The following is a 26,060-nucleotide window of genomic DNA, read 5'->3' on the forward strand; positions in this document are numbered from 1 at the left end:
TTCAAGTGAGTTTCAACATAATCAGACAACGCGCGGCGGCTAGCCCTGGCACCTGCAACGGAATAACTCGTTCCACTCTGACATCGTTCGGCAACCGTTCCAGCTCCTGCTGCGAAACTCCTTTCATGGCGACCCAGCGTCCTTCTTTATCCAGCAAATGACGCGTTAGCGTAACAAATTTTGCAGTCTCTGCGAAAGCTCGAGAAATGATGCCATCGAATTTCTCCTCCGCCTGCCAGGTTTCCACACGTGCGCAGCAAATACTTACGTTGCGCAACCCCAGTTCGACTTTCACTTGCCGCACAAAACTAGTTTTTTTGCTATTACTATCCAGAAGGACGAATGTCCATTCCGGACGCATTAGCGCCAGTATCAAACCGGGCAGACCCGCACCGCAACCCACGTCTAGCCAACGACCAGGCCATAAATGTGGCAACACGGCAAGGCTGTCGAGTAAATGACTCCTTACCATCTGCTCCGGCTGACGTATTGCCGTCAGGTTATAAACCCGGTTCCATTTTTGCAACAGCTCAAGATAACTTAACAGCTTGCACTGTACTTCTGGCACAACATCTAGCCCCAGTTGCGTGATACCAAGCGCCAACTCTTTGGCCTGATTCACGCGCTTTTCTGCACTTTCTCTCCTTCTGGCGGTTCTTTAACTTCTGGAGCCATTACTACACTCCGAAAACCACGTTTCAGGTGTACCAATAACAGGGAGACCGCCGCCGGAGTTATTCCGGAAATACGGGCTGCTTCTCCTACTGTCTCTGGCATGTGTTGATTGAGTTTTTGCTGCACCTCAATTGACAGGCCAAGCACCGTACGATAATCCATTGCTTCAGGTAACCGCATGTTTTCATTATGTTCATTGCGCGCTATCTCATCGCGCTGCCGCTCGATGTAGCCGTGATATTTGGCTTGAATTTCCACCTGTTCTGCAACTTTTTCATCGGCCACCGGTTCACCCGCCCCAGGCAAAGTCATCAGGCTGGCATAGTTCACATCGGGACGGCGCAAAAGTTCATATAGCGCATATTCGCGCTCTATCCCTTTGCCAAGCACACGCTCCGCATCTTCCTGTGGTAACAACTTTGGGTTAACCCAAAGGGATTTCAGCCGTTCTTGTTCACGTGTAATTGCAGCGCGCTTCAACTCAAACGCCTGCCAATGGGCATCATCTACCACACCCAGACGGCGCCCGATTTCTGTTAAACGCAGGTCTGCATTATCTTCACGCAGTTGCAGGCGATACTCAGCCCGACTGGTAAACATACGATAGGGTTCAGACACGCCACGCGTAATCAGGTCGTCTACCAATACGCCCAGATAGGCCTCATCGCGACGCGGGCACCAACTTTCTTTGCCAAGCACGCGCAATGCGGCATTAATGCCCGCCAGTAAACCTTGAGCGGCCGCTTCCTCGTATCCCGTGGTGCCATTAATTTGCCCGGCAAAGAACAGGTCAGTTATAGCTTTGGTTTCCAATGAATGTTTCAAACCGCGCGGATCAAAATAATCATATTCAATTGCGTAGCCAGGGCGTGTGATGTGCGCATTTTCCAGGCCTTTTATGGAACGCACTAGTGCCAGCTGTACATCGAAAGACAAACTGGTGGAAATCCCGTTTGGATAGATTTCGTGAGTAGTCAACCCTTCCGGTTCCAGAAAAATCTGGTGCGACTCTTTGTCGGCAAAGCGCGTGATCTTGTCCTCGATAGATGGGCAATAGCGTGGCCCCACACCCTCGATTACCCCGGTGAACATCGGTGAACGATCTAACCCGCCGCGGATAATATCGTGCGTGCGTTGATTGGTATGGGTAATCCAGCAAGATAATTGTTGCGGATGCTGTTGCACCCGTCCCATGAATGAAAATACTGGCACCGGCATATCGCCAGGTTGCTCGGTCATCACGGAATAATCAATGCTGCGCCCATCAATGCGCGGTGGTGTGCCAGTCTTCAGTCGACCCATTGGTAAATTAAGTTCGCGCAAACATTGCGCTAAACTAAAAGATGGCGGATCGCCCGCCCGTCCTGCTTGGTAAGAGGTCTGCCCAATGTGAATCAGGCCAGAAAGGAAAGTCCCGGTTGTCAGCACAACGGTTTTTGCAGCAAAACGCAAGCCCAGCTGGGTAGAAACCCCACATACCTTATTATTTTCTACCAGTAAATCGTCCACCGCCTGCTGAAATAACCAAAGGTTAGGGGCGTTTTCTAATCGCTTGCGAATAGCCTGCTTGTATAGCACCCGGTCAGCTTGAGCGCGCGTAGCGCGTACTGCTGGACCTTTAGAGGAGTTGAGGATGCGAAATTGGATGCCCGACTCATCAGCGGCCGCCGCCATAACACCACCCAAGGCGTCTATTTCCTTGACTAAATGCCCCTTGCCTATGCCACCAATGGATGGATTGCACGACATTATCCCAAGCGTTTCTATGTTATGCGTGAGTAACAAAGTGGTACAACCCATGCGTGCACTAGCAAGCGCAGCCTCTGTCCCGGCGTGACCACCGCCCACAACAATTACATCGAATTTTTTCGGAAAATCCATCTTTGTGCTTTTTGGCTGTTAATTACAGAAACGGTAATTTTCTTGATGAAGCGAAGGCGCGCATCATACATCAAAATGATACGAACGCAGAAACCCCTCGCCATAGTTGTTTCACGTGAAACCAATGTTACTTAATTTATAATATGCCACTGAATTACTTTTAGGTCTATTTTATAAATCATTTGTAATCAACTAGATAATGAGTTTAATCATGGGTACGACGAAACGGAAGAAGCCTGTGCCCAAGCGCTGGCGCAGCAACGTTGGTCGGAAGGTTTCGTTGTCCTTGAGGTAGACATGATTATGACTATGCCATCTCCACGAGCCACAGCTACGAATGCTCCGAGTGTCATCACCAAGCCTCGCTCACGGCGGGGACGCAGCTAGCCACCTAAATTCAATTACAAAGTTGCACTTCAGAGTTGAATCTGCCTAAAAATACATCATTTCTTCAGTCTTATTATCACATTGGTAGGTGCTACAGCGTGCGTGGGAAGCATGGGTACGTTATACTGTGATTTTGAAAGCGCCCGTAGCTCAGCTGGATAGAGTATTGGTTTCCGAAGCCAAGGGTCGTGGGTTCGACTCCCGCCGGGCGCACCAGTAATCAAGTTTATGACTGGTTCATTATCATTGCTATTTTTATAAATTAGTAAATATAATGCCTTGAGTAATATCAACATTTACTATTTAGCCTGAATTTTGCATAAACTCCCAACCAGGTATTTTCGTCGCCTCGGTTTTTTTAATTTTCGGACGATAGTCACCTACCCCAATAGTGGGGTTAAACATGAAGTGGTTATTAATAAGGATGGGCGGCACCGTCTCGCGGGCTAGGCGTGCCGGTTCATGGAGAAGCCAGCATGACGCGCATCTTGCTGTTTGCTGGATAGACGCTGACAGACCTGCGCCAGTAGCACCTTGACCAGACAGGTGCTGTGCAGCTGTACCAGACCCGGTCTTTAATGCTGGGCGGATTTAAGAACCAACCACAACAGTTAATGTTTAGTAGCGGATTTAGTGAGTCCTATATTGAGTAGGAGCTCGTTTTAAACTGCTACCGGTGATCAAAATCCAAGCGATTTCCTCTGATGTGTATTCAAGCTCCAAGCAATTTCCTCCAACTGTTCTTGCATGTAGGTCGCCAGGTCTGCACCCTTGGGCGAATGCTGGCGCAGCCAGCGGCGCCCCTTCAGCGGCCAGCTTGAACAGCGGGTCGCGCACAAGGTACTGGCATCATTGACGTATTTGAGAAATGTCGATATAACTATACTTCCACAATTCCGCTGCTATGAAAAATCCGTTTATTGGACAGCTAAAACCAATGATACATCTCTAAAATCAATCAGAACACCGGCTAAGCTTAGTAAGCTGCAACCCATTTGTGCAGTACATCAGTGATGTTATGAATAACCCGACATAAATATAACTATGAATGAAGCCATAACATATCCACTCGACCTTGAGTTCATGACATCATTCATAAAGCAGCTGATTCATGCCATTTCTCAATCCGCTAGCAAATAGTCAAAACATGCCATACAGTCCCGTGCCTCCCGCCGAATTCGTTGCCTGGTTTCGTTCGGTTGCGCCTTACATCAACGCCTTCCGTGGACGCACTTTTGTGGTCGCGTTCGGCGGTGAAGTAGTAGCTGATGGTAAATTCGTCGAGCTGACCCACGACCTTAATCTGCTTTCCAGCTTGGGAGTGCGCCTCGTATTAGTGCATGGCGCTCGCCCGCAAATCGAACGTCATTTATCGCGCAACAATCTTGAAGATCACTATCACCATGGTATCCGCCTAACCAATTCAGAAACCATGCAATGTGTAAAAGAAGCGGTGGGGCGCGTGCGGGTAGAAATCGAGGCTCTGCTGTCGATGGGCTTGGCGAATTCACCCATGGCTAACGCTGATATCCGCGTCGCGGGCGGCAACTTCATCACCGCCCAGCCGATGGGCGTAATTCATGGGATGGATTTACTGCATACTGGCAGCGTGCGTAAAGTAGATGTTGTAGCAATTAAAGACCGGCTTGAGCACAATGAAGTAGTTTTACTTTCACCACTTGGTTATTCACCTACCGGCGAGGTGTTCAACCTTACCCTGGAAGAAGTTGCAACGCGCACCGCTATCGCTCTCGACGCAGATAAACTGATTTTTCTGATGGAGATGGACGGAGTACAGGATAAGCACGGCAATTTACTGCGTGAATTAACCGTAGCCGATGTCAATACCATCTTGTCCGGGAAAGGCAAGTTGCCGGAAGATGTGTCGCTGTTCCTGCCCTGCGCGGTGCATGCCTGCGAGGCAGGCGTAGCACGCACGCACCTGATCAGCCGCCATATTGACGGAGCCATTTTACAAGAACTGTTCAGTGATATCGGTATCGGCAGCATGGTGGTGGAAAGCACACTCAATACTTTACGTGATGCCACTATTAATGATGTAGGCGGCATTTTGCAACTGTTGCAACCATTGGAAGCTGAAGGCATTCTGGTACGACGTGGCCGCGAGCGACTGGAACGTGAAATTGGGCGCTTCGTGGTGCTGGAACATGACCACCGCATCATCGGTTGCGCCGCATTGTATCCATTTGTCGAAGATCGAGCCGCCGAGCTTGCTTGCCTCGCCGTGCAAACCAATTACCGCAAACAAGGTTACGGCGACGCACTGCTTAAGCACATCCTTGCCGAGGCTCAAGCACAAGGCCTACACAAACTATTCGTGTTGACCACGCGCACTGCTCACTGGTTTATTGAACGGGGCTTCAAAGAAACGGATGTCGGGCAATTGCCTAAGCAGAAAAAAATGCTTTACAACTATCAGCGCCGCTCCAAAGTATTTCTGAAAAATTTATGATCAAATCGTACATGGAATGAAGTTGAGTCTTTAGGGCGCCTCTAAAAATTCAAGTTTCTAAGCAAGACAAGGCACGAGTAAAAAATTTGAGCGCGGCATATAGTTGATATGTAAGCGATAATTTTTTTCGAGTAACGCCGTATTGTGACGAAAATTGGATTTTTAGAGGTGCCTTTACGGGTGTTCGTGATTGATGTCAGAATTAAAATGTTAAACTAAATTATCGGAGAACTAATAATGACAAGAATGGTGCACTGTATCAAATTGGGCCACGAGGCAGAAGGACTGGAGCGCGCACCATATCCTGGCGAGTTGGGGCAACGCATTTTCGAGCAGGTTTCGAAAGAAGCTTGGGCCGCGTGGCTCAAACATCAGACCATGCTGGTCAATGAAAACCGCTTAAATCTCGCAGAGGCTCATGCTCGCAAGTATTTAGCCCAACAAATGGAAAATCATTTCTTTGGCGATGGCGCGGAAATGCCTTCCGGCTATATGCCGCCGGGCAAATAAAATAATCTATGTATTAACACGGCCACCAGATTAAAAAGCTCACATCACCCAGCCAGCCTTAGTCCTCGCTCTTCCCGCAAACGGAAGAAAAAGCAAGATCGCGCGGTAGAAGAAATTACAGGTTAATGGAATAGCCAAAGTATTTCTGAAACAGAGTGGTGAGCTCGTCGCGTGTCGGATTGTGGTTCTGTCCGCCACGACTGGCGATTTTCAGAGAGCCTAGCAAAGAGGCAAGGCGTCCGGTGGTATCCCAATCCCAGCCCTGCTGAATGCCGTGCAACAAACCGGCACGATAAGCATCACCACAGCCAGTGGGATCGAGCAATGTCTCGGCCATGGGCGTTGGGATGCGCACTTCCTTGCCATCCGCATAGATGAGAGACCCTTCTCCACCGAGGGTAATGATGAAAGCACGTGTCATCTTGCTGAGTTCTTCAATCTTTTTGCCGGTTTTATCCTGCAATAGCTTGGCTTCGTAGTCATTCACCGTCACATAATCCGCCTGCTTGACGAAGCTCAATAATTCATCACTACTAAACATCGGCATACCTTGGCCCGGATCGAACACGAAGGGAATGCCCGCCGCATGGAATTCCTGCGCGTGCTGCAACATGCCTGCACGCCCATCGGGTGATACGATGCCGAGCGTGACACCTTTGGCATCGAATACATGGTTCTGTTCAGAGAAACCCATCGCACCAGGATGGAAGGCAGTAATCTGATTGTCATCCAGATCGGTTGTGATAAAAGCTTGGCCTGTGAAACTGTCTGGTACATGGCGAATGTATTGTTGCGATAAGCCTAACTTCTCCAGACGTGAAGTGTAAGGGCCGAAATCATCACCTACCGTCGCCATGATCAGCGGATTGCCACCGAGCAGTTTCAAATTATAGGCAATGTTACCTGCACAGCCGCCATACTCGCGACGCATCTCCGGCACCAGAAAGGAGACATTCAGGATGTGTATCTGCTCGGGCAAGATGTGATTTTTAAACTGGTCGTTAAACACCATGATGACGTCGTAGGCTAAGGAGCCACAAATGAGCGTATGCATATTGATCGCGAGAGTTGAATAATGGAGACATGGATTATAGCAGCCAGCATAACGTCAATTTGACATAGCCATCTTTGCTCTTCCTGATTTAACTATCTCGGCACCTCAAATATCAATGGGAGTCCAGTCAGAATTAAAAATGTTACATCGAGATTTCTTCAATATCGTCGTTGTATCCACTCGATTAGCGCGTTTTGTGCCTGCTGCCCTGCTGCGGCATTAGGATGATTGATTAAAAAGACCAAAATCCATTGCTTTCCGCTACGGGATTGCACATAACCGGCAATGGCTTGCACGCCCTCCAGCGAGCCGGTTTTTAGATGAGCATGGTTGGCAGCTTCGCTGTCCGTGAGGCGTTTTTTAAAGGTGCCATCAACGCCGACGATAGGTAAGGAAGCCTCGAATTCCGTTGATAACGGGCTGCGCTGCGCGCTACGCAACAACAATGCCAGACTGCGCGGACTGATCCGTTCCCGACGCGAAAGTCCGGCACCGTTTTCCAGTATCAGTTCAGGGAAGTGCAATTTTTTTTGTGTCAGCCAATTACGTATGGTCTGTTCGCTGTGGGTGACGTTGGCGGGTGTCTCGGCTGTCCCGCCCAAACTTAGAAAAAGTTGACGCGCCATGACATTGTTGCTGAATTTGTTAATGTCGCGGATATGTTCGGCCAATGGCGCGGAATGGTGGGTGGCAAATAGAATGGCGCTATCTGGAACAGTACCCTCACGCAATGTACCCTGTATCAGGCCACCCATTTCCTGCCACAACGCACGAAACACGGCATACAGATAGCTTGGGTGGGACAGCAAACTGACATGTTGCTCACGCTCACCGCATTGGGCTGGGAAGAAACCTTGCACGAGCAGAGTATCGCCATGCAATTGCGTGGACAGCGCATCACTCCAGTTGCTGCAGTTTCCTTGTACGGTTGATGCCGTAACGCGGTTGTCCAGCCTGATGCCAGCTAGTTCCGGCATGCTGATAATCTTGATTTTTTCGCCCTCTGGAATAAAGCGCAGGCGCACAGAGTTAAAATTAAGCAACAGCGCGTCCGGTCCCGTGTTGTAGGGACGCATCGGCTCATTATCGAATTTCGCGGGATCGTGTGGGGCGAGCTGGAATGCACTACGGTCCAGCACCAGATCGCCGCGGATCTCACGCAGACCGCGACTACGCAGCTCATGTAGCCACAGCCATAATTTCTCCACCGTCAGTTTGGGATCACCGTAACCCTTCAGGATCAGGTCGCCGTGCAGTACATCTTGTTCCAGCTTGCCGTCAAGATAAGCCTCGGTCTTCCAGCTATACGAAGGGCCTAGCAATTCCAGCCCGGCGTAGGTGGTGAGCAGCTTCATGGTTGAGGCCGGACTCATCGACTGCTTCGCATTCACACTAATGAGCGGCGTGCGCGCATTCACCTCGCGTACCTCCACGCCAATACTGCCAAGCGGAATGCGCGCCAGCTGCAGCGCTTTCACCACTGGCGGCGGCAACGTGGCGGCGTGAGAACTGGGGATGAGGAAAAAGATGAGTAGCAAGGTGTGAAGCAGCTTCATGAATACCTCTATACATCTGTCATTCTCGCTTTTTCTGGAATGACAAGTTTGAATTGCTCTTTTGGCCAAATTAGATAATCGCCGCAATGGTTGCCAGTGTATGTTCAACCAGCATGTCCATTTCAGCTTCGCTGATGATATAGGGTGGCATGAAATATATCGTATTGCCCATTGGCCTCAGTAGTAGCTCTTTCTCCAGGGCGAGGCTGAAACAGCGTTGCGCGAAATCGTCGTGTAGGCTATCCACTTCAAATGCCCAGATCATGCCGGTGTTGCGGAAATTTTTTACGCGGGGGTGGTCACGTAAGGGTTCAGCAATGTGGTTAAAATAAACGGCTTTGTTGCGGTTGGTTGCGATGACATCATCTTGCTCAAAGATTTCCAAGGTAGCCAATGCCGCGCGGCAGGCCAGCGGATTGCCAGTATAGGAATGTGAATGTAAAAAACCACGCGTCTCCGTATCAGCATAAAATGCCTGATAGATGGTATCCGTGGTCATCACCACGGATAACGGCAGATAGCCACCGCTGAGACCCTTGGACAAACACAGGAAATCCGGCGAAATACCCTCTTCTGCACTATCCCGGCTGAGGGATTTTTCTGCCTGCTCACAGGCAAACATCGTTCCCGTCCGTCCCATCCCCACTGCAATTTCATCGGCAATGAAATGCACATCGTATTGATCGCACAACTCGCGCGCACGAGTTAAATAAACCGGGTGATACATGACCATACCCGCAGCCCCCTGCACTAACGGTTCGATAATGAAAGCGGCAGTATTGTGATGATGCTGCTGCAAATGTGTTTCAAGCTGCGCAACACAGCGCACAGCATAGTCTCGTGCGCTCTCTCCTGGTTCTGCATTGCGCCAGTCAGGGCTTAATACCGTGGCATTCTGTTTGACCAGCGCACTATATGCACCCTTGAATAGGGCCACATCGGTCACTGACAATGCGCCCAGTGTTTCGCCGTGATAGCTGTTTTGCAGGCTGATGAAATCGCTCTTGTGAGGCTGACCACTGTTGCGCCAATAATGTACGCTCATCTTTAGCGCAATTTCAATAGCCGATGCGCCGTCTGAGGCATAAAAACAATGGCCCAGCCCGACAGGGGCCAGTTGCGCCAGTCGCTCGGAAAGCTGTACTACTGGCACATGAGTAAAGCCAGCCAGCATCACATGCTCCAGCTGCTCTAACTGTAGGGTAATGGCGGCATTAATGCGCGGGTTGCAATGCCCGAATAAATTCACCCACCACGAACTCACCGCATCCAAATAGCGCTTGCCGTCGAAATCGTATAGCCACACACCTTGCCCACGCTGGATAGGTATTAACGGTAGAGTCTCATGGTGCTTCATCTGCGTGCAGGGGTGCCACACAGCGGAACGGGAACGGGCAAGCAAGTCAATGTTAGGCATGGCAGGTCTCAAAGGTTTCCCAGCAGACTTGGTACGTCTTGTTGTTATGGGTTTACATCATCCTAGTTGCAACCGCAAATTGGTCGAGGAGCTTTTGTACTGGGTGAAAGCGTTTAATCCAGCATTTAAATGCCGAACCTGTGGGGATAATACTGTGCAGTGGTCAAGTTTTTTTCATGCACAACAGCACTTGCTGCTTCGCAGTGATGTGCATAATCTCGTTGCCAAACCCATTTTATGTTCAGATTAGAAGATCCTGTTGTCGTCTCAGAAAAGAAATTTATTTGACTATATCCCATACCGCCATCATTCCCAAGTCCCCGTGTTCAATGATATGACAGTGAAATACGGTCTTCCCTGAAAAGTCCCTGACAGGAACGAGCATGGTCACAGATCCGCCTTTGGGTACGTTTATGGTGTCCTTCCATGCAGGGATACTGGAATATAAAGATGCATACCCCTTCTCTCCACCTTTCATGGAAATTATCTGAGCCGGGTTTACATGCTGGTGAAACGGATGATCCATGCCGCTGAAATTTTGAATCTCCCATAACTCAAAGGTCCCGACTTTCGATGTGTGAACAAAAGGATCGTCTCCGAAGCTTTTGTTGTTTATTAACCCCTTATTAACTCCCATGGAAAGAACTATCTGTGCCTTGCGAAGAGACGCTGTATCCATATTCAGTTTTTTTGCATTGGGATTGACTGAGGCAGGGATTTCGTCCTTTACAGAGTTTTCGCTATAAGAAGCAGTCATGATCGTTATGGTCTGAGGCACATTCCCTCCTCTGTCATAGGGCATGGAGAGAAATCTATAATTTCCAGATCCCTGATCAGCCTTGATCAAAAGATCTACCCTCTCGCCCGGCGTGAGGAGAATATCTGATAATGGATAAGGTTTATCGAGAAGCCCGCCATCGGTTCCTATCAGATACATGGTGTGTTTCTCAAGGCTTAGTTTGTAATACCTTGCAGTGCTGGCGTTCACCACTCTCCATCTCTGAACCTGTCCAGGTCTTATCGGCAGGAGAGGGTTTATCTGGCCGTTGACCATGACAATATCTCCTTCCTTTCCATTCATATAGTCCTCATGGGTGTGCGGCGCTGGGTTAGTCCCCACAAGGCTCATGTCATTTAATGACATTATGTGAGTCTCAAAACCTGAGAGTCCATCGACCTCATCCGCAACAACCAGCGCGCATCCGGCAATACCCCCCCACATCTGCTCAGTAATCAGGCCATGGCCATGAGAGTGCAGGAAATTCAATGTCCCCGCCTCCTGTTTAGACGTATCGTATTCATATAAGAATTCTTCGCCTGGATTGATATGTCGAAATACGTTATCCGATTTCCCGGATGGCGACACATGCCACCCATGAGTGTGGATGTTGGTGATGTTTTTCGTATAACCAAGAATATTCTTTTCGGTCGTCAATGGAAGGGAGTTTTTGAAGTTAACGATTAAATTGTCACCTCTTCTTACCCTTATGGTTTGTTGCGGAAAATAGCCGTTGTATGTCATAAGGTCTGCATTTACCCCCTTGATCTTTACCTTTGCCGTCTTTGCCTCTAATGCAATTTCCACAACCCCCGCGTTAGCGCTCAAATTTGGCATTTCAGGAGGGTCTTTAAAAACCTCCCCTGTTGGCGGGTCGATCACCGCGGCTTTTACATTTTCTGAAGTGCTTAATGAACTATCACTTTTAGTGCATGCGCTGATCCCATAAATTGCAGCAAGCCCTGTTGCGCCTGTTATTATGAATTGTCTTCTGGTAACCATCTTTTCCATATTAAATCCCCTTGTGGCGATAGAATTTGGCGAGCTTTGCGACTATAGCAGGTGTTATTCTCGTTACAATGTCAATAAATAAGAAGGATACAAAAGCAAAGGTTAAAAACAGGTTCTCGCCTGCCCTCACTCATCAAGCCGCACATGCAGTTTTGCATGTTGTCGCCCATCAGCTAAATCCCTGCCAACACCAATTTTCGCATAATGCTTTCCCATTTTTTTCACGCCAAAAACGCTGAGTGCCGGCCCGCTACTTGGGAACTTTGCATAGCCCATGGCACCGGTACAGATCAATATTCGGGAAACGGCCTTTGCGGATTCATTTTTTTATCACATTGTGACGCTTCAGCAAGTTTGTTCGCTATCGCTTCCATATGAGGCATGATTTTTCTTGGACAAAAATCCATATGAGCACAGCGCCAAATATCGAGCAGGCACTCGGCAATGGCAGCTAAATTAATTTTTGATTGTTGAGCAAGTACGATAAAGATACCAGGATTTTGTCCGCTAGAAATTAGCACATATAGAGGGTAGCATCTCTTTATTCAATAAGTCGGAGTTGCTGCACGCAGATGAGATTAGTCTTTTTGTTAATTCAAAAGAAAGGCAATTAGAAAAAAAATAGAGAGCGTGTGAAAAATATCTAGTTATTCATTGGGTTGATCGAGCTTCATCATTAAAATTTTTCCTTCAGCAAAACGAGGCCTTCAAAGGCCCCGTTTTTCCATCCACCTTACCCCCTATCTTCGTACGTCATCAAATTTTTCTCCTATACGCATAGTCACGCGCAAATGAAATATCATGGGAAAATCTGACTTTCACGCTTCATTAGCACTTCATCGTGATGCATCCATGCCAATTATAGAATTATGGAGATGGGAAAACCCTACCTTCACGTTTCATTAGCACTTCATCTGTCACACCTACCTCCGCTATACCGCTGAAATCAATATCGACATGGGACTTACCACCGAAACCGGAACCGGTTTTACCCTTGGTAAAATTATTCAGTGCCAGCTTGTAGGCGGCATCTGGCAGCGGTATGTATTTAACTTCCTCTACCAAATTCGGTGCTTGCTTGAGATAGAACTCGATAAACTCCTTGACCTCAGGTTTTTGTGCGGCTTTGGCGCTAACGTAGATGAAGATTGGGCGCGAAAGAGGCCGATAGGTACTGTTTTTAACCGTTTCCAAGCTAGGCAGAACGTGCGGCTTACTTTCTTCTGTTCTAATCGGTACAGCTTTCAATTTCTTGGTGTTTTCGGCGTAATAGCCATAGCCGAAGTAGCCAATGGCATTCTTGTCACCAGAGACACCCTGCACCAGTAATTTGTCGTCGTCAGATGCAGTGAAGTCGAGACGACTGGACTTGGCCTTGCCAACAATAACTTCAGTGAAAAAATCGAATGTGCCTGAGTCAGAATCCGGGCCAAATAATTTCAGGGAAGCATTTGGCCAGGCAGGATTGATCTGATTCCAATTAGTAATTTTGCCTTGCGCTATTGGCTCCCACATTTTCTTGAGCTCAGCCACTGTCATGCTATTCACCCAATTGTTTTGGGGATTGATCACCACGGTCAGCGCATCATAAGCCACAGGCAGTTCAATAAATTTGGTTCCGTGCTTGTTGCATTCCTTCATTTCCTCATTCAGGATCGGGCGGGAGGCATTCGCGATATCGATCTCTCCGCGACAGAGTTTCTTGAATCCGCCACTGGTTCCGGAAATGCCGACGGTCACTTTAATGGCGTCTTTTTTGCTTTTCTGGAACTCTTCGGCCACCGCTTCGGTGACAGGATAGACGGTGCTTGAGCCATCAATCTTGATGATCGCGACAGCGCCAGCAACGTTTGTGGCGCTAATTAACATACTTAATGCAGCGGTCACACCAAGTACTTTAAGATTGTGCGATTTCAACATTTTCTCTCCATTCGGTTAATTGGGTCACCACCACATGGCAGCGTCACCATATTAAGCTCCCAATGTTGCAGAATTGTGACATCTATGATTCACCAAATACAAATTATCTATGAACTTGAGGTTCATGCAATGTTGCATATTAAATATTTACTGAATTTTCTATTCATTACTTTCTCCCGGCTGCCTATTAAAAAAGTGCACCTTCTTGCACCTTCTGTTTGATATTTCAACAACCTGCTCTTCAATCACAAAAAGCCGATAAGGCGTGACTCGCACGCAATACAGAGCATTAAATTAAATATCTACACAAGTTTTAGCCATGTCATAAAACTGTCATGTTCATTCTCTAGAATGCTTGCACGACTCAAGAATGACCTTGAGCTGGTGAAGTTTTTATTTTTTCCTGGAGAAAAGAATGCAAGCATCCAAAAGCCCTGTAGTTAAGCCAAACCTTGGTAGCAGATTGAGACCAACCACATTATCAGTCGCCTTGCTGGCTTTGCTGGGCGGTGCTGCGCTTCCGGCACAGGCGGTCCAGCTGTATGTGGACACACAGACTCAACAAGTATTTACTTCACCGGGCATAAACAGAGTCAAACTCAGCGAATTTGAAGAAGTAAATGAAGCAGTGGGCAAGGTCCCCCCTGAAGAACTTAAAACACTGGAAACCAGGCTTCGTCAACAGAAAAAGAAGGAGGAGCTTAAAGCAGCTGAAGAACTGACAGCAGCCCTGACGCCCAAGGAAAACTGGTCCGACAGGATCAGCCTGCGTGGCTATGCACAATTGCGTTATAACCAACCTATATCTGGAGATAGTGTCAATCTAGCATCTCCCGGTGACAAATTTATCTCGGATAATCAGAATTTTGGACTTCGACGCGCCCGCGTAGTTTTATCGGGCCAAGTTACCGACCATCTATATGTCTACATTCAACCGGAATTCAATTCCGGCCCAGACGCAGGAGATTTGCAGGGTGGAAAGGTTCAGATTCGAGATTTCTACTCCGATATTTCTTTCGACGATAGGAGAGAATACCGCGTCCGTGCCGGCGTCTCCAAAGTTCCTTACGGCTTCGAAATCCTGCAGTCGAGCCAGAACCGCTTAGCTATGGATCGTGCCGATGCCGTCAACATCGCATCCCGTGACGAACGCGATATGGGCTTGATGTTCTACTGGGCGCCAGCGCACATCCGCGATCGCTTCAGGGATCTGGTGCGCAGTGGTCTCAAAGGCTCGGGCGATTACGGCGTATTAGGCTTGGGCATTTACAACGGCCAGGGTCTGAACCGTGTCGAACTCAATGATAACCTCCATACAGTGGCCCGCCTGACCTATCCGTTCAAATTCGACAACGGCCAGTTTTTCGAGGCGGGTATCTCCGCACTTACCGGCAAATATGTACCAAAATCCAGCCAGATTTCAGTTGGTGGTATCAACGTCACCCCTACGTTTGATAACAGGGGCGTACAGGACGAGCGCATGGGCGTACATGCTGTGCTGTATCCCCAGCCATTTGGCCTACAAGGTGAGTGGAACTGGGGCAATTCACCCATGCTAAGCGTTGACCGCAAGCGGATCGAGTCCACCAGTCTCAATGGCGGTTACGTCCAAGCCATGTACAAATTGGATAATGCCCTTGGTAGCTGGATTCCCTACATTAAATGGCAGCGATACGATGGCTCTGAAAAGTTCTCAACAAACGCACCTCGCTCCCATCTGCGGGAAACAGAGGTCGGCGTTGAGTGGCAACCTATGCCTGAACTGGAGTTGGTTTTAGCCTACGCGAACATGGATAGAACCAATGTAAACACGTTCGTTCCATCTTTGAATGGCTACAGACAAGTTAAAGCCGATATGCTTCGCGCGCAGTTGCAGTGGAATTTCTGATTCACGTTATGGGGCTCTATCACCATTGGAAAGCATGGATAGGGCTACATTTTGTGTGCGGCCTCGTAATATGAGGTCGGTTGGCAATCGTGGAGTCCAATGGGTTAAGGAGCGCGCTGATTTTCATAATATTGCTGCATTTGAACGCCAGTTCTACTAAAAGAGACTATGCGTGAATCATTGGTGTTCATTATTGATAACCTACCTCAAATCCACTGGTATGAAACTATGGCTGTGGGATTACTGGCTTTTGTGTAATTGGTCCGATGCGTTGATACAAACGGAAAGGTTCCGATTTAACCCCCTTGCGGTTACCTTCCCATAGCTTGGCCCAAGTTGATTCTTCTTCCACTAACCTAGCGGCACGTTCTCCATGCACAAGCAGCAGATCGCAAACGAGTTGTGCTTGAGTGTGCGTGGTGATATTTCCCAAGTATTGCAACATGGCGCGCTGTGTATCGCCTACATCCAGGCTCGCAATGCAGCCATGGTGTTTGGGCATGGCCTGCTTAAGAGAAGCGACCATGCCGCGATAGCTCTTGCCGTTGTCCAACCATGGAAGCCATAGTGTCATGGCAAGTACCCACAATAGAGTCACGCCGCTGGCCCAGTTAAGCACGGCGCGGCGCATGGAGCGTCCAACCCTCCACACCAGCAGCACCCACAGCACGGTGAAGGTCAGTGCAATCCAGAATGTTGTAGCATGGAACACTGGTTCGAAACCAGGCTGATAGTCTTTCAGCCAAAGCGTGATCTTGGCATGATTATCCCGTAGCAGCCCAGCCCAGCCCCACCACATCAAGATGGCGACAAAACCGAAAGTCATGATGCCGAACCAATCTAGCGCATTGGCTGCTCCCCGGCGCAGGGTGGGAAGAGCTGCAGTAGCAAGCAAAGCTAGCGGCAGTAGTATGGGCAACGCGAACACTTCCTTGATATTGGGCACTGCACTCAGCGTAAGCAACATCACAAAAAAGCTCGCTAGCAACAGCTGGAATTCTGCTTCATGCAGCACTCTTCTCCGCGCCTCCCACACTGCCCAAGCAGCCAACGGCAAAGCAGGCCAGGCGAACCAAGGCAATATCTTTACGTAATATAACGCCTCTGCATAATTGCCACCTTGAATATAGTCAAACCAATGGCCGATGTTAAGCGTCCAAAACCATTCCATAAACAGGTCTGGCGAACGTTGGTACAACAAGAAAGGCCAGACAGTTAACCAAGGCAACGCAAACAGCAGTGCGATGGCCAAGCTGGAAAGAAAGGAACGCATGCGCCATGTGCGGAACAGCAGCAGCGCGGCACTGATAAGTACGAACAGCGTGGGGGCGATAAACCCCTTGGACATAAAGCCAATGCCGATGCCATTGCCAATGAGCATGCCTGCCAATAAAGTACGGCGCATGCTTAAAGTGTAGCCGTATAACATCATGGCGCAGCCAGTGAGCAAAGCAAGATCGGTTATGAGCTCATGTGAGCGTACCAGCATGCCGAGGCAACCAATCAGAATGATCGCCGCAGTCCAACCGCGGCCCCTCCCGAATAGTTCGCGCCCTGACAGCCCTATGAACAAAAGCGTAAGAGCAGTGAAAAAACCGCTTGCTAGGCGCGCGCCGTCATGTAGCTCAAGCAAGGGGGAGAATAGTTTGGCAAAAAGCGCAGCTGTCATGTAGAACAGCGGCGGCTTGTCCATGTGGGGTACGCCAGCCAAGGTGGGAACTAGCCAATCGCCGCTTTGCAGGATGTGATAGACCAACCCGAAACTATAAGCATCGTCTGACTGCCACGGGTCATGCCCTACCAACCCTGTGCCTAACCACACCGCACACAGTAGTGCCAGCAGCCAGGCTTTGGCTGTCGTGATAGGGTGCTCTTGTGTCGGGGGATAGGAAAACATGAACTTGCGCGCTTATTCCAAGACCTTGATGCACTGTCCGGGTGTGGGTTTATGGAACATTCGGGTAGCCACCACCCTGCTTGAAATTAAAAACAAAAAAGGCAGCGTCCGCTGCCTTTCAATTGTTGCTTATCGTTCAGTTTCATTATGGTGCAGGTTTTGCACCTGGCTTGCTATATTTTTGGCGGAACCTTTCCACTCGACCAGCCGTATCCACGATTTTTTGCGTGCCGGTATAGAACGGGTGACAGTCCGAGCAGACTTCTACATGCAGCGGTTTACCCATTGTGGACTTGGTTTTGAAAGTATTGCCACAACTGCAAGTAACTGCAATTTCATCGTATTGCGGATGAATGTCGGTTTTCATTTTGGCTTCCTTAAACATGAAAAAAAACTTATTGAGAGCTTAAATAAATTAAAGCAGCATGCGCTAACGCACGTATAAGGGCATAGATTATCCCTGAAATGAAACTCCTGCGCAAATTTATGTACATCGTTTGCCGTCCACCCCCTTATTCCGGTATAGTTCTACCTGCCGTTTAAACCAATGGAAGAACATGCTGCCTGGTAAGTAGTAGATACAGGCGCATTGCCGAAGGCGCAACACCCGTAACCGCTCAGGCTCAAGAACTGTTGGCACAGGCAAATCTGGAGAGTGCTGTTTACACAGCCACCGAAGGGGCACACGGATTTATTCGTAATCTCTCAGGTAAAGAGGACAGATGGGGCGAGGCAGAATATTTCTGCCTCGCCTTTTTTATTTTTTGAAAGATTACTCATGACACTCAAACAAACTCCTCTGAATGCAGCGCACCGCGCAATGGGCGCGAAGATGGTCGATTTCGGCGGCTGGGATATGCCGTTGCATTACGGTTCACAACTTGACGAACACCATCAAGTACGTCGCGATGCCGGCATGTTTGATGTCTCGCATATGCGAGTGGTCGATATGAGAGGCGAAGGGGTGCGCGACTTCTTGCGCTATCTGTTGGCAAACAACGTGGACAAACTGCAATCTTCCGGAAAGGCGCTGTATTCCTGCCTGTTGCGTCCGGATGGTGGTGTGATCGACGACCTTATCGTGTACTTTATGAATGAAATGTGGTTTCGCATCGTTGTGAATGCGGGGACAGCCGATAAGGATATTGCATGGATGATCGAACAGGCTAACGTCCGCGCGCCACAATTGCAGATCACATCACGCAATGATCTGGCGATGATCGCCGTGCAAGGACCAAATGCAGCGGCAAAGCTATGGCTGGCCTTGCCCGGATCACAGAAATTGGCGGAAGGACTCAAGCCCTTCAATGCCGTGGAGTGGAATTCGATGTTTATCGCCCGGACTGGCTATACCGGCGAAGATGGCTTCGAGATCATACTGCCGGCCACGGCTGCCCCCTCCGTCTGGCAATCACTGAATGACGCGGGGGTGAAGCCTATCGGGCTAGGCGCACGAGACACGTTGCGTCTGGAAGCAGGCATGAACCTGTACGGACATGACATGGATGAGACCATAAACCCGCTGGAAGCAGGGCTGGCGTGGACGGTAGACTTGGTGAGTGAACGCGACTTCATCGGTAAAGCTGCACTCGTCACCAAGCCCAGAACTCGAAAGTTAGTCGGCCTTGTCTTGCAGGATCGCGGGGTGCTGCGTGATCACCAAGTGGTGCACAGCAGCCATGGCGATGGCGAAATTACTAGCGGCAGTTTTTCGCCCACGCTGAATCAGTCAATCGCCTTGGCACGCATGCCCTCCGCAGTACAAGTTGGCGATATAGTGCAGGTGGCGATTCGCGATAAGATGCTGGCGGCTAAGGTGGTGAAATACCCGTTCGTGCGTAACGGCAAGGGCTTAATCTAATTTTTATTTTTTAAGGATATAACCATGAGCAATTCAAACAATCTGCCAGGTAACCTGAAGTACACCGCCTCCCATGAGTGGGTCAAAAAAGAGACCGATGGCACTATCACTATCGGCATTACCCAACACGCACAAGAGCTGCTGGGCGACATGGTATTCGTGGAAAATCCAGCGGTTGGCCGCCAACTGAAAGCCAAGGAAGAATGTGCAGTAGCAGAGTCGGTGAAGGCTGCGGCTGACATTTATGCGCCTGTTACCGGTGTAGTGGTAGCGGTTAATCCTGAACTCGATAATGCGCCAGAAAAGATCAATACTGAACCTTATTCCGCATGGATGTTCAAAATGAAGCCAGATAATGCCGCCGACGTAGACGCGTTAATGGATGCTGCAGCGTATAAGACGCTAGTCGATAGTGAAGCACATTAAGACGCTGTAATGGATGACATAATTCCCGCTTCTAATGCCTATTTACACTCCTTTAAAAAATAAAACCAGCAATGATTACAACCGATAAATTTGTAAACCGTCATAACGGTCCGCGCGAAAATGATGTTATGGCAATGCTTGAGATAATTGGTGCAGGTTCTGTGGATGAATTAATTGATCAAACAATTCCTGCTGCAATCCGCTTAAAAAAACCTTTGAACTTGCCATCTGGGATGACTGAATATCAATACCACAAGCATTTACGTGGTGTTGCTGCAAAAAATAAGGTTTTTAAAACCTATATTGGTTTAGGTTATTACAACACGATAGTTCCTCCTGTTGTCCAGCGAAATGTTTTAGAAAATCCAGGTTGGTATACCGCTTACACTCCTTATCAGGCTGAGATTTCACAAGGTCGTTTAGAGGCATTGTTGAATTTCCAAACGATGATTATGGATTTAACAGGAATGGGGATTGCAAATGCATCATTGCTGGATGAATCCACTGCAGCAGCAGAAGCAATGGCAATGTTGTTCAATAATCGCACGCATGAAGCAATTGAAAATGGAGCGGACAAGTTTTTCGTTTCCAACGAATGTTATCCGCAAACGATCGATTTATTAAAAACACGTTCAACTCCAATGGGAATTGAATTAGTGATTGGTGACTTTAAAACCGGAACGTTAGATAGCAGTATTTACGGTGCATTGCTTCAATATCCAACCGCTGATGGCAAAATTCACGATTACGCTGACTTTGTAAAAAGAGCAAAAGCAAATGGAACCTCCATTGCTGTAGCAGCCGATATACTGAGTTTGGTATTACTAACCCCTCCAGGCGAATGGGGAGCGGATGTTGTTGTTGGTTCCACTCAACGCTTTGGAGTCCCGATGGGTTATGGCGGCCCGCACGCTGCATATTTTGCTTGCCGTGAAGAATATAAACGATCCATTCCTGGCCGCATCATTGGTGTTTCGATTGACGCAGACGGAAATCAAGCATTACGTATGGCGTTACAAACACGCGAGCAACATATACGCAGAGATAAAGCCACCTCCAACATATGTACTGCACAAGCGTTATTGGCCATTATGGCAGGCATGTATGCGTCATACCACGGACCAGAAGGTCTCAAAGGAATTGCACAGCAAGTACATTGTAGTGCTATAGCATTGGCAACTGCGTTAGAAAAGTTAGGCTATCTTATTGAAGATGGAATTTATTTTGATACCATAAAAATCAAGGGAACAGACAATGCGAAAATTAAACAATTAGCGGAAGCAGCACAAATTAATTTCCGTTATATAGATGATGCGATTACTATTTCTATTGACCAAACTACCGATGCCGATGACTTGAATGCACTTATTAATGTATTCGCACAAGCAGTTGGCAAAACCACTTCTGAAATTACTGAAGAACAGATTTTCAATACAAAATCTTTAATCAAAAATCGCCAGTCTTTAATCCTTCAACATCCTATATTTAATATGTATCACTCTGAATCTGAGATGATGCGTTATATTAAACGATTGGAAAACAAGGATTTATCTTTGACGCATTCAATGATTTCATTAGGTTCTTGCACTATGAAATTAAATGCCGCATCCGAATTAATTCCTATTACGTGGCCCGAATTTGCGCATATCCACCCCTTTGTACCCGTTGAACAAGCGGCGGGTTACCATGAAATAATTAATGATCTGGATAAATCATTAAGTGAAATTACCGGTTTCGAAAAAATGAGTTTTCAGCCCAACAGCGGCGCTCAGGGCGAATATGCCGGATTATTAGTCATTCAGGCATACCATCAATCACGTGGCGATGCGCACAGAAATATTGCGTTGATTCCCACATCGGCACATGGCACCAATCCTGCCAGTGCTGCAATGTGTGGCTTAAAGATAGTCTTGGTGAAATGCGACAAAATAGGAAATATTGATGTAGCCGAATTGCGTGAAAAAGCGGTTCAGCATAAAGATAATCTGGCGTGTTTAATGGTGACTTACCCCAGCACACATGGTGTTTATGAAGAAAGTATTATCGAAATTACCAACATCATTCATGAGAATGGCGGACAAGTTTATATGGATGGCGCCAACATGAATGCGCAGGTGGGCTTAACCAGCCCCGGAAATATTGGCGCTGATGTTTGCCACTTGAATTTACATAAAACTTTTGCCATTCCTCACGGTGGTGGCGGTCCAGGTATGGGACCAATTGGCGTTGCAAAACACCTGGCTCCATTTTTGCCTTCGCATTCATTAGTAAAAACTGGGGGAGGAAACGGCATACACGCAGTATCAGCAGCGCCTTACGGTAGTGCTTTAATTTTATTGGTATCTTATGGATATATAAAAATGTTAGGCGGAGATGGGGTTACAGAAGCAACGCGCATCGCAATTTTAAATGCCAACTATATTAAGGATTCATTAAAAAATCATTTCCTTACCTTATATAGTGGTGCAAATGGACGTTGCGCGCACGAAATGATTTTAGCTTGCGTTGCGTTTAAACGAGATGCTGGAATAGAAGTAGGTGATATTGCAAAGCGATTAATGGATTATGGATATCATGCACCGACAGTTTCATTCCCGGTACCCGATACATTAATGATTGAACCAACAGAAAGTGAATCAAAGGAAGAATTGGATCGTTTTTGCTCCGCTATGATTTCTATTCGTAAAGAAATTGATGAAATAATTTCAGGTGAAGCGGATAAAGAAGATAACGTCATTAAAAATGCACCGCATACAGCAAAATCAGTTCTCACAAGCAATTGGAAACACAGCTATTCGCGCGAAAAAGCTGTTTATCCATTAAAGTGGGTACAAGACAACAAATTCTGGCCAAGTGTTGCCCGTATAGACAATGTCCGTGGCGACAAAAACCTGATTTGTTCTTGTCCGCCAATAAAAGCGTATGCAGACGATACGCTGTAACCGCTTAACAAGAAAAAAGAAATCATGACCAAAGAAACCTCAAATAAACCTGCTGTTACCTTGAATGGTGCGCCCATTACGTTATTCGGCACCTTTCCGACCGTTGGTCAAACTGCCCCTGAATTCACGCTAGTGGACAAGGACCTGAAAGATGTGGCGTTAAAAGACTTTGCCGGCAAGCGCAAGGTTCTTAACATTGTGCCTAGTTTGGATACCGCCGTGTGCGCTACTTCTACGCGCAAGTTCAACGAAGCGGCAAGCAAGCTCGACAACACAGTGGTGCTGGTGATTTCCGCCGATTTACCATTTGCCATGAGTCGCTTTTGTGTGGCTGAAGGATTGGACAATGTCACCACGCTGTCCCTGATGCGCGGGCGAGATTTCATGCGGAACTACGGCGTAAAAATTGCTGATTCTATATTACGTGGCTTAACCGCACGCGCTGTGCTGGTACTGGATGAAAATAACCACGTGTTGCACGCAGAGCTAGTGGACGACATCACGCATGAACCTGACTACCAAGCAGCAATAAGTGCACTAACACAGCACTAATTCAACAAGGATAAAATAATCAAGCAACCTTCCCCTCTTCCAAGCCGGGATGGGGGAGGGCTGTGCATGAAAACCCCCGCTTCCCAGCCATTCTTTTCTCGTCCGCAGCAATCTGGCGCATGTTCCGCTCGGTGCTGTGCAAGCGATCCGTATTACGATACACCTGTTGCGCCGCGACCAACTTATATTGAGCGCGCCTGGCTAAATGGAATTAGGCATTCATTGAGAATTACGCGCTGAAGTGTCGGCTGCTACTTTTCAGTAGCGGTAGTCCGGGACAGGGTTGCCTTCCAGCTGCCGGAGAGCGCCGGGCACTCAGCCAGAGCTTGTGCAGCCACATAATTCTCCTTGCGATGGAGCATTATGTTGTTCGCGACCGCGACTGTCCATTCAGGATAAGGACGTTCCACCAATACCAGTGCCGCTCCGGCTTGAACGTTTCCCTCGTGCAGAACACGGAAATACCAGCCTGTCTTGCCCGTGCGCACGACCCGCGCCACTAAGTCCTGAACCCTCCATCGGCGGGAAAGCTTCCAGCATGGCTGGCGAGGTTGAGAAATCTGTACCAATGCGTCACCCAGCTCGAAAATATCACCGATGCAGGCCTTCGTTTCCAGTATTCCCGCCACGGTAAAGTTTTCTCCGAACGCGCCATTTGGCAACTCTTTAAAATCAAGGTCGGCGAGCCAAAATGCGTAGTGTTCGAAAGGATAGACGTTGATTGCTTTATCGGGTCCACCATGGACGCGAAGATCAGCTTGCCCGTCGCCAGCCAAGTTAGTTGTTCCGGCCCAAACTGGACCAGACACAGGCTCCTTGAAAAAACCGGTCGTCCACTCCTGGTCCATGGTGTCTGAGGCGTCAGGTGTACCCAGTGTTTTAGGCAGGCCGACCTGAATGGAGAGAAGTTTTATGCCTGTATTATTCATTGAGAATATCCTTGTGTGAAAATTAATTGCCGGACTCGGCTTTATCGCAACAATTCGAAGTTATATCAACCACGTTACCGCCATGGCAAGCACTGCGAGTGCCATCACGGCCGTCGCAAGCCAACCTGTAATTCGAAGACGAGGCGAGATCAAGAATTGTCCCATGACATCAGGTCTTGCCACCATTAGCATTATCACTACCATGATGGGCACCGCAATGACGCCATTGATGACTGCGCTCCAGAATAGTGCCTTGATAGGATCAATGGGTGTGAAGTTAAGCGCTACGCCCAAGAGAGTCGCGATGATCAGGATCATATAAAAACCTCGCGCCTCCAGGAGCTTGCGGCCCAACCCGATGCGCCAATCGAATGACTCTGCTATGGCGTAAGCGGCCGAACCTGCCAGGACAGGCACAGCGAGCAATCCCGTACCAACAATTCCGGCGGAAAATAATAGGAACGCGAATTCGCCGGCTAAGGGGCGCAAAGCCTCCGCTGCCTGTGCAGAGGTTTGAATGTCAGTAATGCCGTGCACGTGCAAAGTCACAGCTGCCGTCAATATTATAAAAAAAGCGATCAGGTTGGAAAATCCCATCCCGATATAAGTATCGATCTTGATACGCTGCAGGTGACTGTGGGCTTGTTCTGGCGCCTCTCTAAGCGGCGCATCGCCTTCAGTCGCTCGCAGTTCCTCAACTTCCTGAGAGGCTTGCCAAAAGAACAAGTACGGACTGATAGTGGTGCCAAATACGGCAACCACCGCCATCACGTAATCCGCTTTGAATGATATGGACGGCATGATTGTGCGATAGAACACCTCGCCCCACGGCACATTGACGACGAACACAGTAGCTACATAAGCGAAGAGCGATAATGTCAGCATTTTCAGAATGGGTGCATAACGTGGAAAAGGTATGAAGATTTGCAGAACCAGCGATACCATGGCAAAGGCTATTGCATACCAGTGAGCTGGCCCACCGATGAGAAGTTTAAGCGCTGCAGCCATTGCGCCGATATCTGCAGCGATGTTAATCGTATTTGCAATCAGAAGCAGTCCAACGAGTACGTAGAGCAGCGCTGGAGAGTAGTGCAGACGGATATTGGCGGCAAGGCCGTGCCCAGTCACCCGGCCAATACGGGCACTTACCATCTGGATGCCGACCATAAGGGGGAAAGTTAAGAATGCCGTCCACAGCATTGCATAGCCGAATCCGGCCCCAGCTTGTGAATAGGTGGCAATGCCGCTCGGGTCATCATCCGCAGCTCCCGTTATAAGACCGGGCCCCAGCTTTTTCCAGAATAAACTGGTTTGCGGCAGGAGGGCTTTATATTTGTTCATGAATGCCTATAATCAGGTGTCAAGCATGGGGGATAATGCTCTAATAATGCATCATAAATCAAATCCAATTTTTCTCCTGCGACATGGTCGGCTTGTTTGTGATGGCGGCACGAGGTTAGATATTTCCGAGTTGTTATCGGCATGGAAATCCGGGACGTTGACGTAATACAACACTTTCACCCCGTCTCGGTCGCCTTCATGCACGCTGTCGATGCGAATGAAGCCCGGCTCTCAATTCGGTTGCGGTGTGCGCGGCGCTGCCCGGTGGATGCACTGATTGGCCGCGTCCTGATCCAGTGCCGCCGCTTGTTTGGGTACTGTTTACCGCTCCCGCGGGTTGTTAGAGTTTGACCACCAGGAGTATTTCTGTTAAATTTAACAAATGGATAGCAATGAATTTAAACAATGGCTTGCTAAGCAAGGTGCTGAATTTCAGCCAGGCCAGGGAACTCACATCAAGGTGTTTCTTAATGGCCGCCAATCGGTTCTGCCGATGCATGGCACGGAACTGAAAATCGATACTATCGAATACATTAAAAAACAGCTAGGGTTGAATTAGGGG

Annotated in this window: 21 protein-coding genes, 1 tRNA gene, 1 pseudogene and 2 riboswitches; of the genes and pseudogenes, 10 read left to right on the top strand and 13 right to left on the bottom strand. The window is 48.4% G+C overall.

Features of this window, described 5'->3' with window-relative positions:
* Window position 1 precedes the first annotated feature (1 nt).
* On the bottom strand, window positions 2-622 hold the full coding sequence (gene rsmG, locus MJ768_RS04405) for a 16S rRNA (guanine(527)-N(7))-methyltransferase RsmG (RefSeq protein WP_239288300.1): 621 nt from the start codon (window positions 620-622) through the stop codon (window positions 2-4).
* On the bottom strand, window positions 619-2,556 hold the full coding sequence (gene mnmG, locus MJ768_RS04410; protein WP_239288301.1) for a tRNA uridine-5-carboxymethylaminomethyl(34) synthesis enzyme MnmG: 1,938 nt from the start codon (window positions 2,554-2,556) through the stop codon (window positions 619-621). The genes rsmG and mnmG overlap by 4 nt, the downstream gene beginning before the upstream one ends.
* Window positions 2,557-2,733: 177 nt before the next feature.
* Between mnmG and MJ768_RS04415 the strand changes: the two are divergent.
* From MJ768_RS04415 to MJ768_RS04430, 4 genes and pseudogenes are all read left to right on the top strand, one after another.
* Window positions 2,734-2,936, top strand: a pseudogene (locus MJ768_RS04415) (transposase); the annotation flags it as partial.
* A 146-nt stretch (window positions 2,937-3,082) separates the two neighbouring features.
* Window positions 3,083-3,159: transfer RNA gene (locus tag MJ768_RS04420), tRNA-Arg, on the top strand.
* Window positions 3,160-4,090: 931 nt separating this feature from the next.
* The gene (gene argA, locus MJ768_RS04425; RefSeq protein WP_239288449.1) at window positions 4,091-5,416 is read left to right on the top strand and encodes an amino-acid N-acetyltransferase; all 1,326 of its coding nucleotides are present in this window, start codon (window positions 4,091-4,093) and stop codon (window positions 5,414-5,416) included.
* A gap of 237 nt (window positions 5,417-5,653) precedes the next feature.
* Window positions 5,654-5,926 (top strand): oxidative damage protection protein, encoded by a 273-nt coding sequence (locus tag MJ768_RS04430; RefSeq protein ID WP_239288302.1) that lies wholly within the window; start codon window positions 5,654-5,656, stop codon window positions 5,924-5,926.
* 115 nt (window positions 5,927-6,041) lie between these two features.
* On the opposite strand, the gene MJ768_RS04435 is transcribed toward MJ768_RS04430, so the two are convergent.
* The 7 genes from MJ768_RS04435 to MJ768_RS04465 form a co-directional block, all read right to left on the bottom strand.
* Window positions 6,042-6,980, bottom strand: a complete 939-nt coding sequence (locus MJ768_RS04435; protein WP_239288303.1) for a carbohydrate kinase family protein — start codon at window positions 6,978-6,980, stop codon at window positions 6,042-6,044.
* Window positions 6,981-7,138: 158 nt separating this feature from the next.
* Window positions 7,139-8,536, bottom strand: coding sequence for a D-alanyl-D-alanine carboxypeptidase/D-alanyl-D-alanine endopeptidase (gene dacB, locus MJ768_RS04440; RefSeq protein WP_239288307.1), 1,398 nt, complete (start codon window positions 8,534-8,536; stop codon window positions 7,139-7,141).
* 70 nt (window positions 8,537-8,606) lie between these two features.
* Complete coding sequence (gene bioA / locus MJ768_RS04445; RefSeq protein ID WP_239288308.1) at window positions 8,607-9,953, bottom strand: adenosylmethionine--8-amino-7-oxononanoate transaminase; 1,347 nt, start codon at window positions 9,951-9,953, stop codon at window positions 8,607-8,609.
* Between the two features lie 280 nt (window positions 9,954-10,233).
* Window positions 10,234-11,742 (bottom strand): multicopper oxidase family protein, encoded by a 1,509-nt coding sequence (locus MJ768_RS04450; RefSeq protein ID WP_239288310.1) that lies wholly within the window; start codon window positions 11,740-11,742, stop codon window positions 10,234-10,236.
* Window positions 11,743-11,868: 126 nt separating this feature from the next.
* Entirely contained in the window at window positions 11,869-12,018 is a 150-nt protein-coding gene (locus MJ768_RS04455; protein WP_239288311.1) for a hypothetical protein, read from the bottom strand.
* A 14-nt stretch (window positions 12,019-12,032) separates the two neighbouring features.
* Window positions 12,033-12,263, bottom strand: coding sequence for a hypothetical protein (locus MJ768_RS04460; RefSeq protein ID WP_239288312.1), 231 nt, complete (start codon window positions 12,261-12,263; stop codon window positions 12,033-12,035).
* A 346-nt stretch (window positions 12,264-12,609) separates the two neighbouring features.
* Window positions 12,610-13,662, bottom strand: a complete 1,053-nt coding sequence (locus MJ768_RS04465) for a PstS family phosphate ABC transporter substrate-binding protein (protein ID WP_445082968.1) — start codon at window positions 13,660-13,662, stop codon at window positions 12,610-12,612.
* Window positions 13,663-14,077: 415 nt separating this feature from the next.
* Between MJ768_RS04465 and MJ768_RS04470 the strand changes: the two genes are divergently transcribed.
* Complete coding sequence (locus MJ768_RS04470) at window positions 14,078-15,550, top strand: porin (RefSeq protein ID WP_239288313.1); 1,473 nt, start codon at window positions 14,078-14,080, stop codon at window positions 15,548-15,550.
* A gap of 226 nt (window positions 15,551-15,776) precedes the next feature.
* Here MJ768_RS04470 and MJ768_RS04475 read toward each other — a convergent pair whose 3' ends face one another.
* Together MJ768_RS04475 and rpmE are read right to left on the bottom strand one after the other, a co-directional pair.
* Window positions 15,777-17,447 (bottom strand): ArnT family glycosyltransferase, encoded by a 1,671-nt coding sequence (locus MJ768_RS04475; RefSeq protein WP_239288314.1) that lies wholly within the window; start codon window positions 17,445-17,447, stop codon window positions 15,777-15,779.
* Between the two features lie 145 nt (window positions 17,448-17,592).
* The gene (gene rpmE / locus MJ768_RS04480) at window positions 17,593-17,814 is read right to left on the bottom strand and encodes a 50S ribosomal protein L31 (protein WP_239288316.1); all 222 of its coding nucleotides are present in this window, start codon (window positions 17,812-17,814) and stop codon (window positions 17,593-17,595) included.
* A gap of 171 nt (window positions 17,815-17,985) precedes the next feature.
* Window positions 17,986-18,090: riboswitch (glycine riboswitch) on the top strand.
* Window positions 18,091-18,179, top strand: a riboswitch (glycine riboswitch). It abuts the riboswitch before it with no gap.
* A gap of 46 nt (window positions 18,180-18,225) precedes the next feature.
* Here rpmE and gcvT point away from each other — a divergent pair.
* From gcvT to tpx, 4 genes are all read left to right on the top strand, one after another.
* Window positions 18,226-19,308: a glycine cleavage system aminomethyltransferase GcvT gene (gene gcvT / locus MJ768_RS04485; protein WP_239288321.1), complete on the top strand. Its 1,083-nt coding sequence runs from the start codon at window positions 18,226-18,228 to the stop codon at window positions 19,306-19,308.
* Between the two features lie 24 nt (window positions 19,309-19,332).
* Entirely contained in the window at window positions 19,333-19,734 is a 402-nt protein-coding gene (gcvH, locus tag MJ768_RS04490; RefSeq protein ID WP_239288323.1) for a glycine cleavage system protein GcvH, read from the top strand.
* 71 nt (window positions 19,735-19,805) lie between these two features.
* A complete protein-coding gene (gene gcvP, locus MJ768_RS04495) occupies window positions 19,806-22,676 on the top strand; it encodes an aminomethyl-transferring glycine dehydrogenase (RefSeq protein WP_239288325.1) in 2,871 nt (956 codons plus the stop codon).
* 24 nt (window positions 22,677-22,700) lie between these two features.
* A complete protein-coding gene (tpx, locus tag MJ768_RS04500) occupies window positions 22,701-23,228 on the top strand; it encodes a thiol peroxidase (RefSeq protein ID WP_239288327.1) in 528 nt (175 codons plus the stop codon).
* 251 nt (window positions 23,229-23,479) lie between these two features.
* Here the strand turns inward: tpx and MJ768_RS04505 are convergent, their stop codons facing one another.
* Both MJ768_RS04505 and MJ768_RS04510 read right to left on the bottom strand, forming a co-directional pair.
* Entirely contained in the window at window positions 23,480-24,157 is a 678-nt protein-coding gene (locus tag MJ768_RS04505; RefSeq protein WP_239288329.1) for an MOSC domain-containing protein, read from the bottom strand.
* Between the two features lie 60 nt (window positions 24,158-24,217).
* Window positions 24,218-25,498, bottom strand: coding sequence for an NRAMP family divalent metal transporter (locus tag MJ768_RS04510; protein ID WP_239288331.1), 1,281 nt, complete (start codon window positions 25,496-25,498; stop codon window positions 24,218-24,220).
* Window positions 25,499-25,880: 382 nt separating this feature from the next.
* On the opposite strand from MJ768_RS04510, the gene MJ768_RS04515 reads away from it, so the two are divergent.
* Entirely contained in the window at window positions 25,881-26,057 is a 177-nt protein-coding gene (locus tag MJ768_RS04515; protein WP_239288341.1) for a type II toxin-antitoxin system HicA family toxin, read from the top strand.
* Window positions 26,058-26,060 lie beyond the last annotated feature (3 nt).

This window comes from Candidatus Nitrotoga sp. 1052 (assembly GCF_927312905.1).
Taxonomy (GTDB): domain Bacteria; phylum Pseudomonadota; class Gammaproteobacteria; order Burkholderiales; family Gallionellaceae; genus Nitrotoga.

Bases quoted from the DNA above. Each gene is read 5' to 3' on its own strand.
- MJ768_RS04470 (WP_239288313.1), top strand. From the start codon at position 14,078: ATGCAAGCATCCAAAAGCCCTGTAGTTAAGCCAAACCTTGGTAGCAGA.
- rpmE (WP_239288316.1), bottom strand. From the start codon at position 17,814: ATGAAAACCGACATTCATCCGCAATACGATGAAATTGCAGTTACTTGC.
- MJ768_RS04515 (WP_239288341.1), top strand. From the start codon at position 25,881: ATGGATAGCAATGAATTTAAACAATGGCTTGCTAAGCAAGGTGCTGAA.
- MJ768_RS04465 (WP_445082968.1), bottom strand. From the start codon at position 13,662: ATGTTGAAATCGCACAATCTTAAAGTACTTGGTGTGACCGCTGCATTA.
- MJ768_RS04455 (WP_239288311.1), bottom strand. From the start codon at position 12,018: ATGGGCTATGCAAAGTTCCCAAGTAGCGGGCCGGCACTCAGCGTTTTT.
- tpx (WP_239288327.1), top strand. From the start codon at position 22,701: ATGACCAAAGAAACCTCAAATAAACCTGCTGTTACCTTGAATGGTGCG.
- argA (WP_239288449.1), top strand. From the start codon at position 4,091: ATGCCATACAGTCCCGTGCCTCCCGCCGAATTCGTTGCCTGGTTTCGT.
- MJ768_RS04475 (WP_239288314.1), bottom strand. From the start codon at position 17,447: ATGTTTTCCTATCCCCCGACACAAGAGCACCCTATCACGACAGCCAAA.
- MJ768_RS04510 (WP_239288331.1), bottom strand. From the start codon at position 25,498: ATGAACAAATATAAAGCCCTCCTGCCGCAAACCAGTTTATTCTGGAAA.
- MJ768_RS04430 (WP_239288302.1), top strand. From the start codon at position 5,654: ATGACAAGAATGGTGCACTGTATCAAATTGGGCCACGAGGCAGAAGGA.
- gcvP (WP_239288325.1), top strand. From the start codon at position 19,806: ATGATTACAACCGATAAATTTGTAAACCGTCATAACGGTCCGCGCGAA.
- gcvT (WP_239288321.1), top strand. From the start codon at position 18,226: ATGACACTCAAACAAACTCCTCTGAATGCAGCGCACCGCGCAATGGGC.
- gcvH (WP_239288323.1), top strand. From the start codon at position 19,333: ATGAGCAATTCAAACAATCTGCCAGGTAACCTGAAGTACACCGCCTCC.
- MJ768_RS04435 (WP_239288303.1), bottom strand. From the start codon at position 6,980: ATGCATACGCTCATTTGTGGCTCCTTAGCCTACGACGTCATCATGGTG.
- bioA (WP_239288308.1), bottom strand. From the start codon at position 9,953: ATGCCTAACATTGACTTGCTTGCCCGTTCCCGTTCCGCTGTGTGGCAC.
- dacB (WP_239288307.1), bottom strand. From the start codon at position 8,536: ATGAAGCTGCTTCACACCTTGCTACTCATCTTTTTCCTCATCCCCAGT.
- MJ768_RS04505 (WP_239288329.1), bottom strand. From the start codon at position 24,157: ATGAATAATACAGGCATAAAACTTCTCTCCATTCAGGTCGGCCTGCCT.
- MJ768_RS04450 (WP_239288310.1), bottom strand. From the start codon at position 11,742: ATGGAAAAGATGGTTACCAGAAGACAATTCATAATAACAGGCGCAACA.
- mnmG (WP_239288301.1), bottom strand. From the start codon at position 2,556: ATGGATTTTCCGAAAAAATTCGATGTAATTGTTGTGGGCGGTGGTCAC.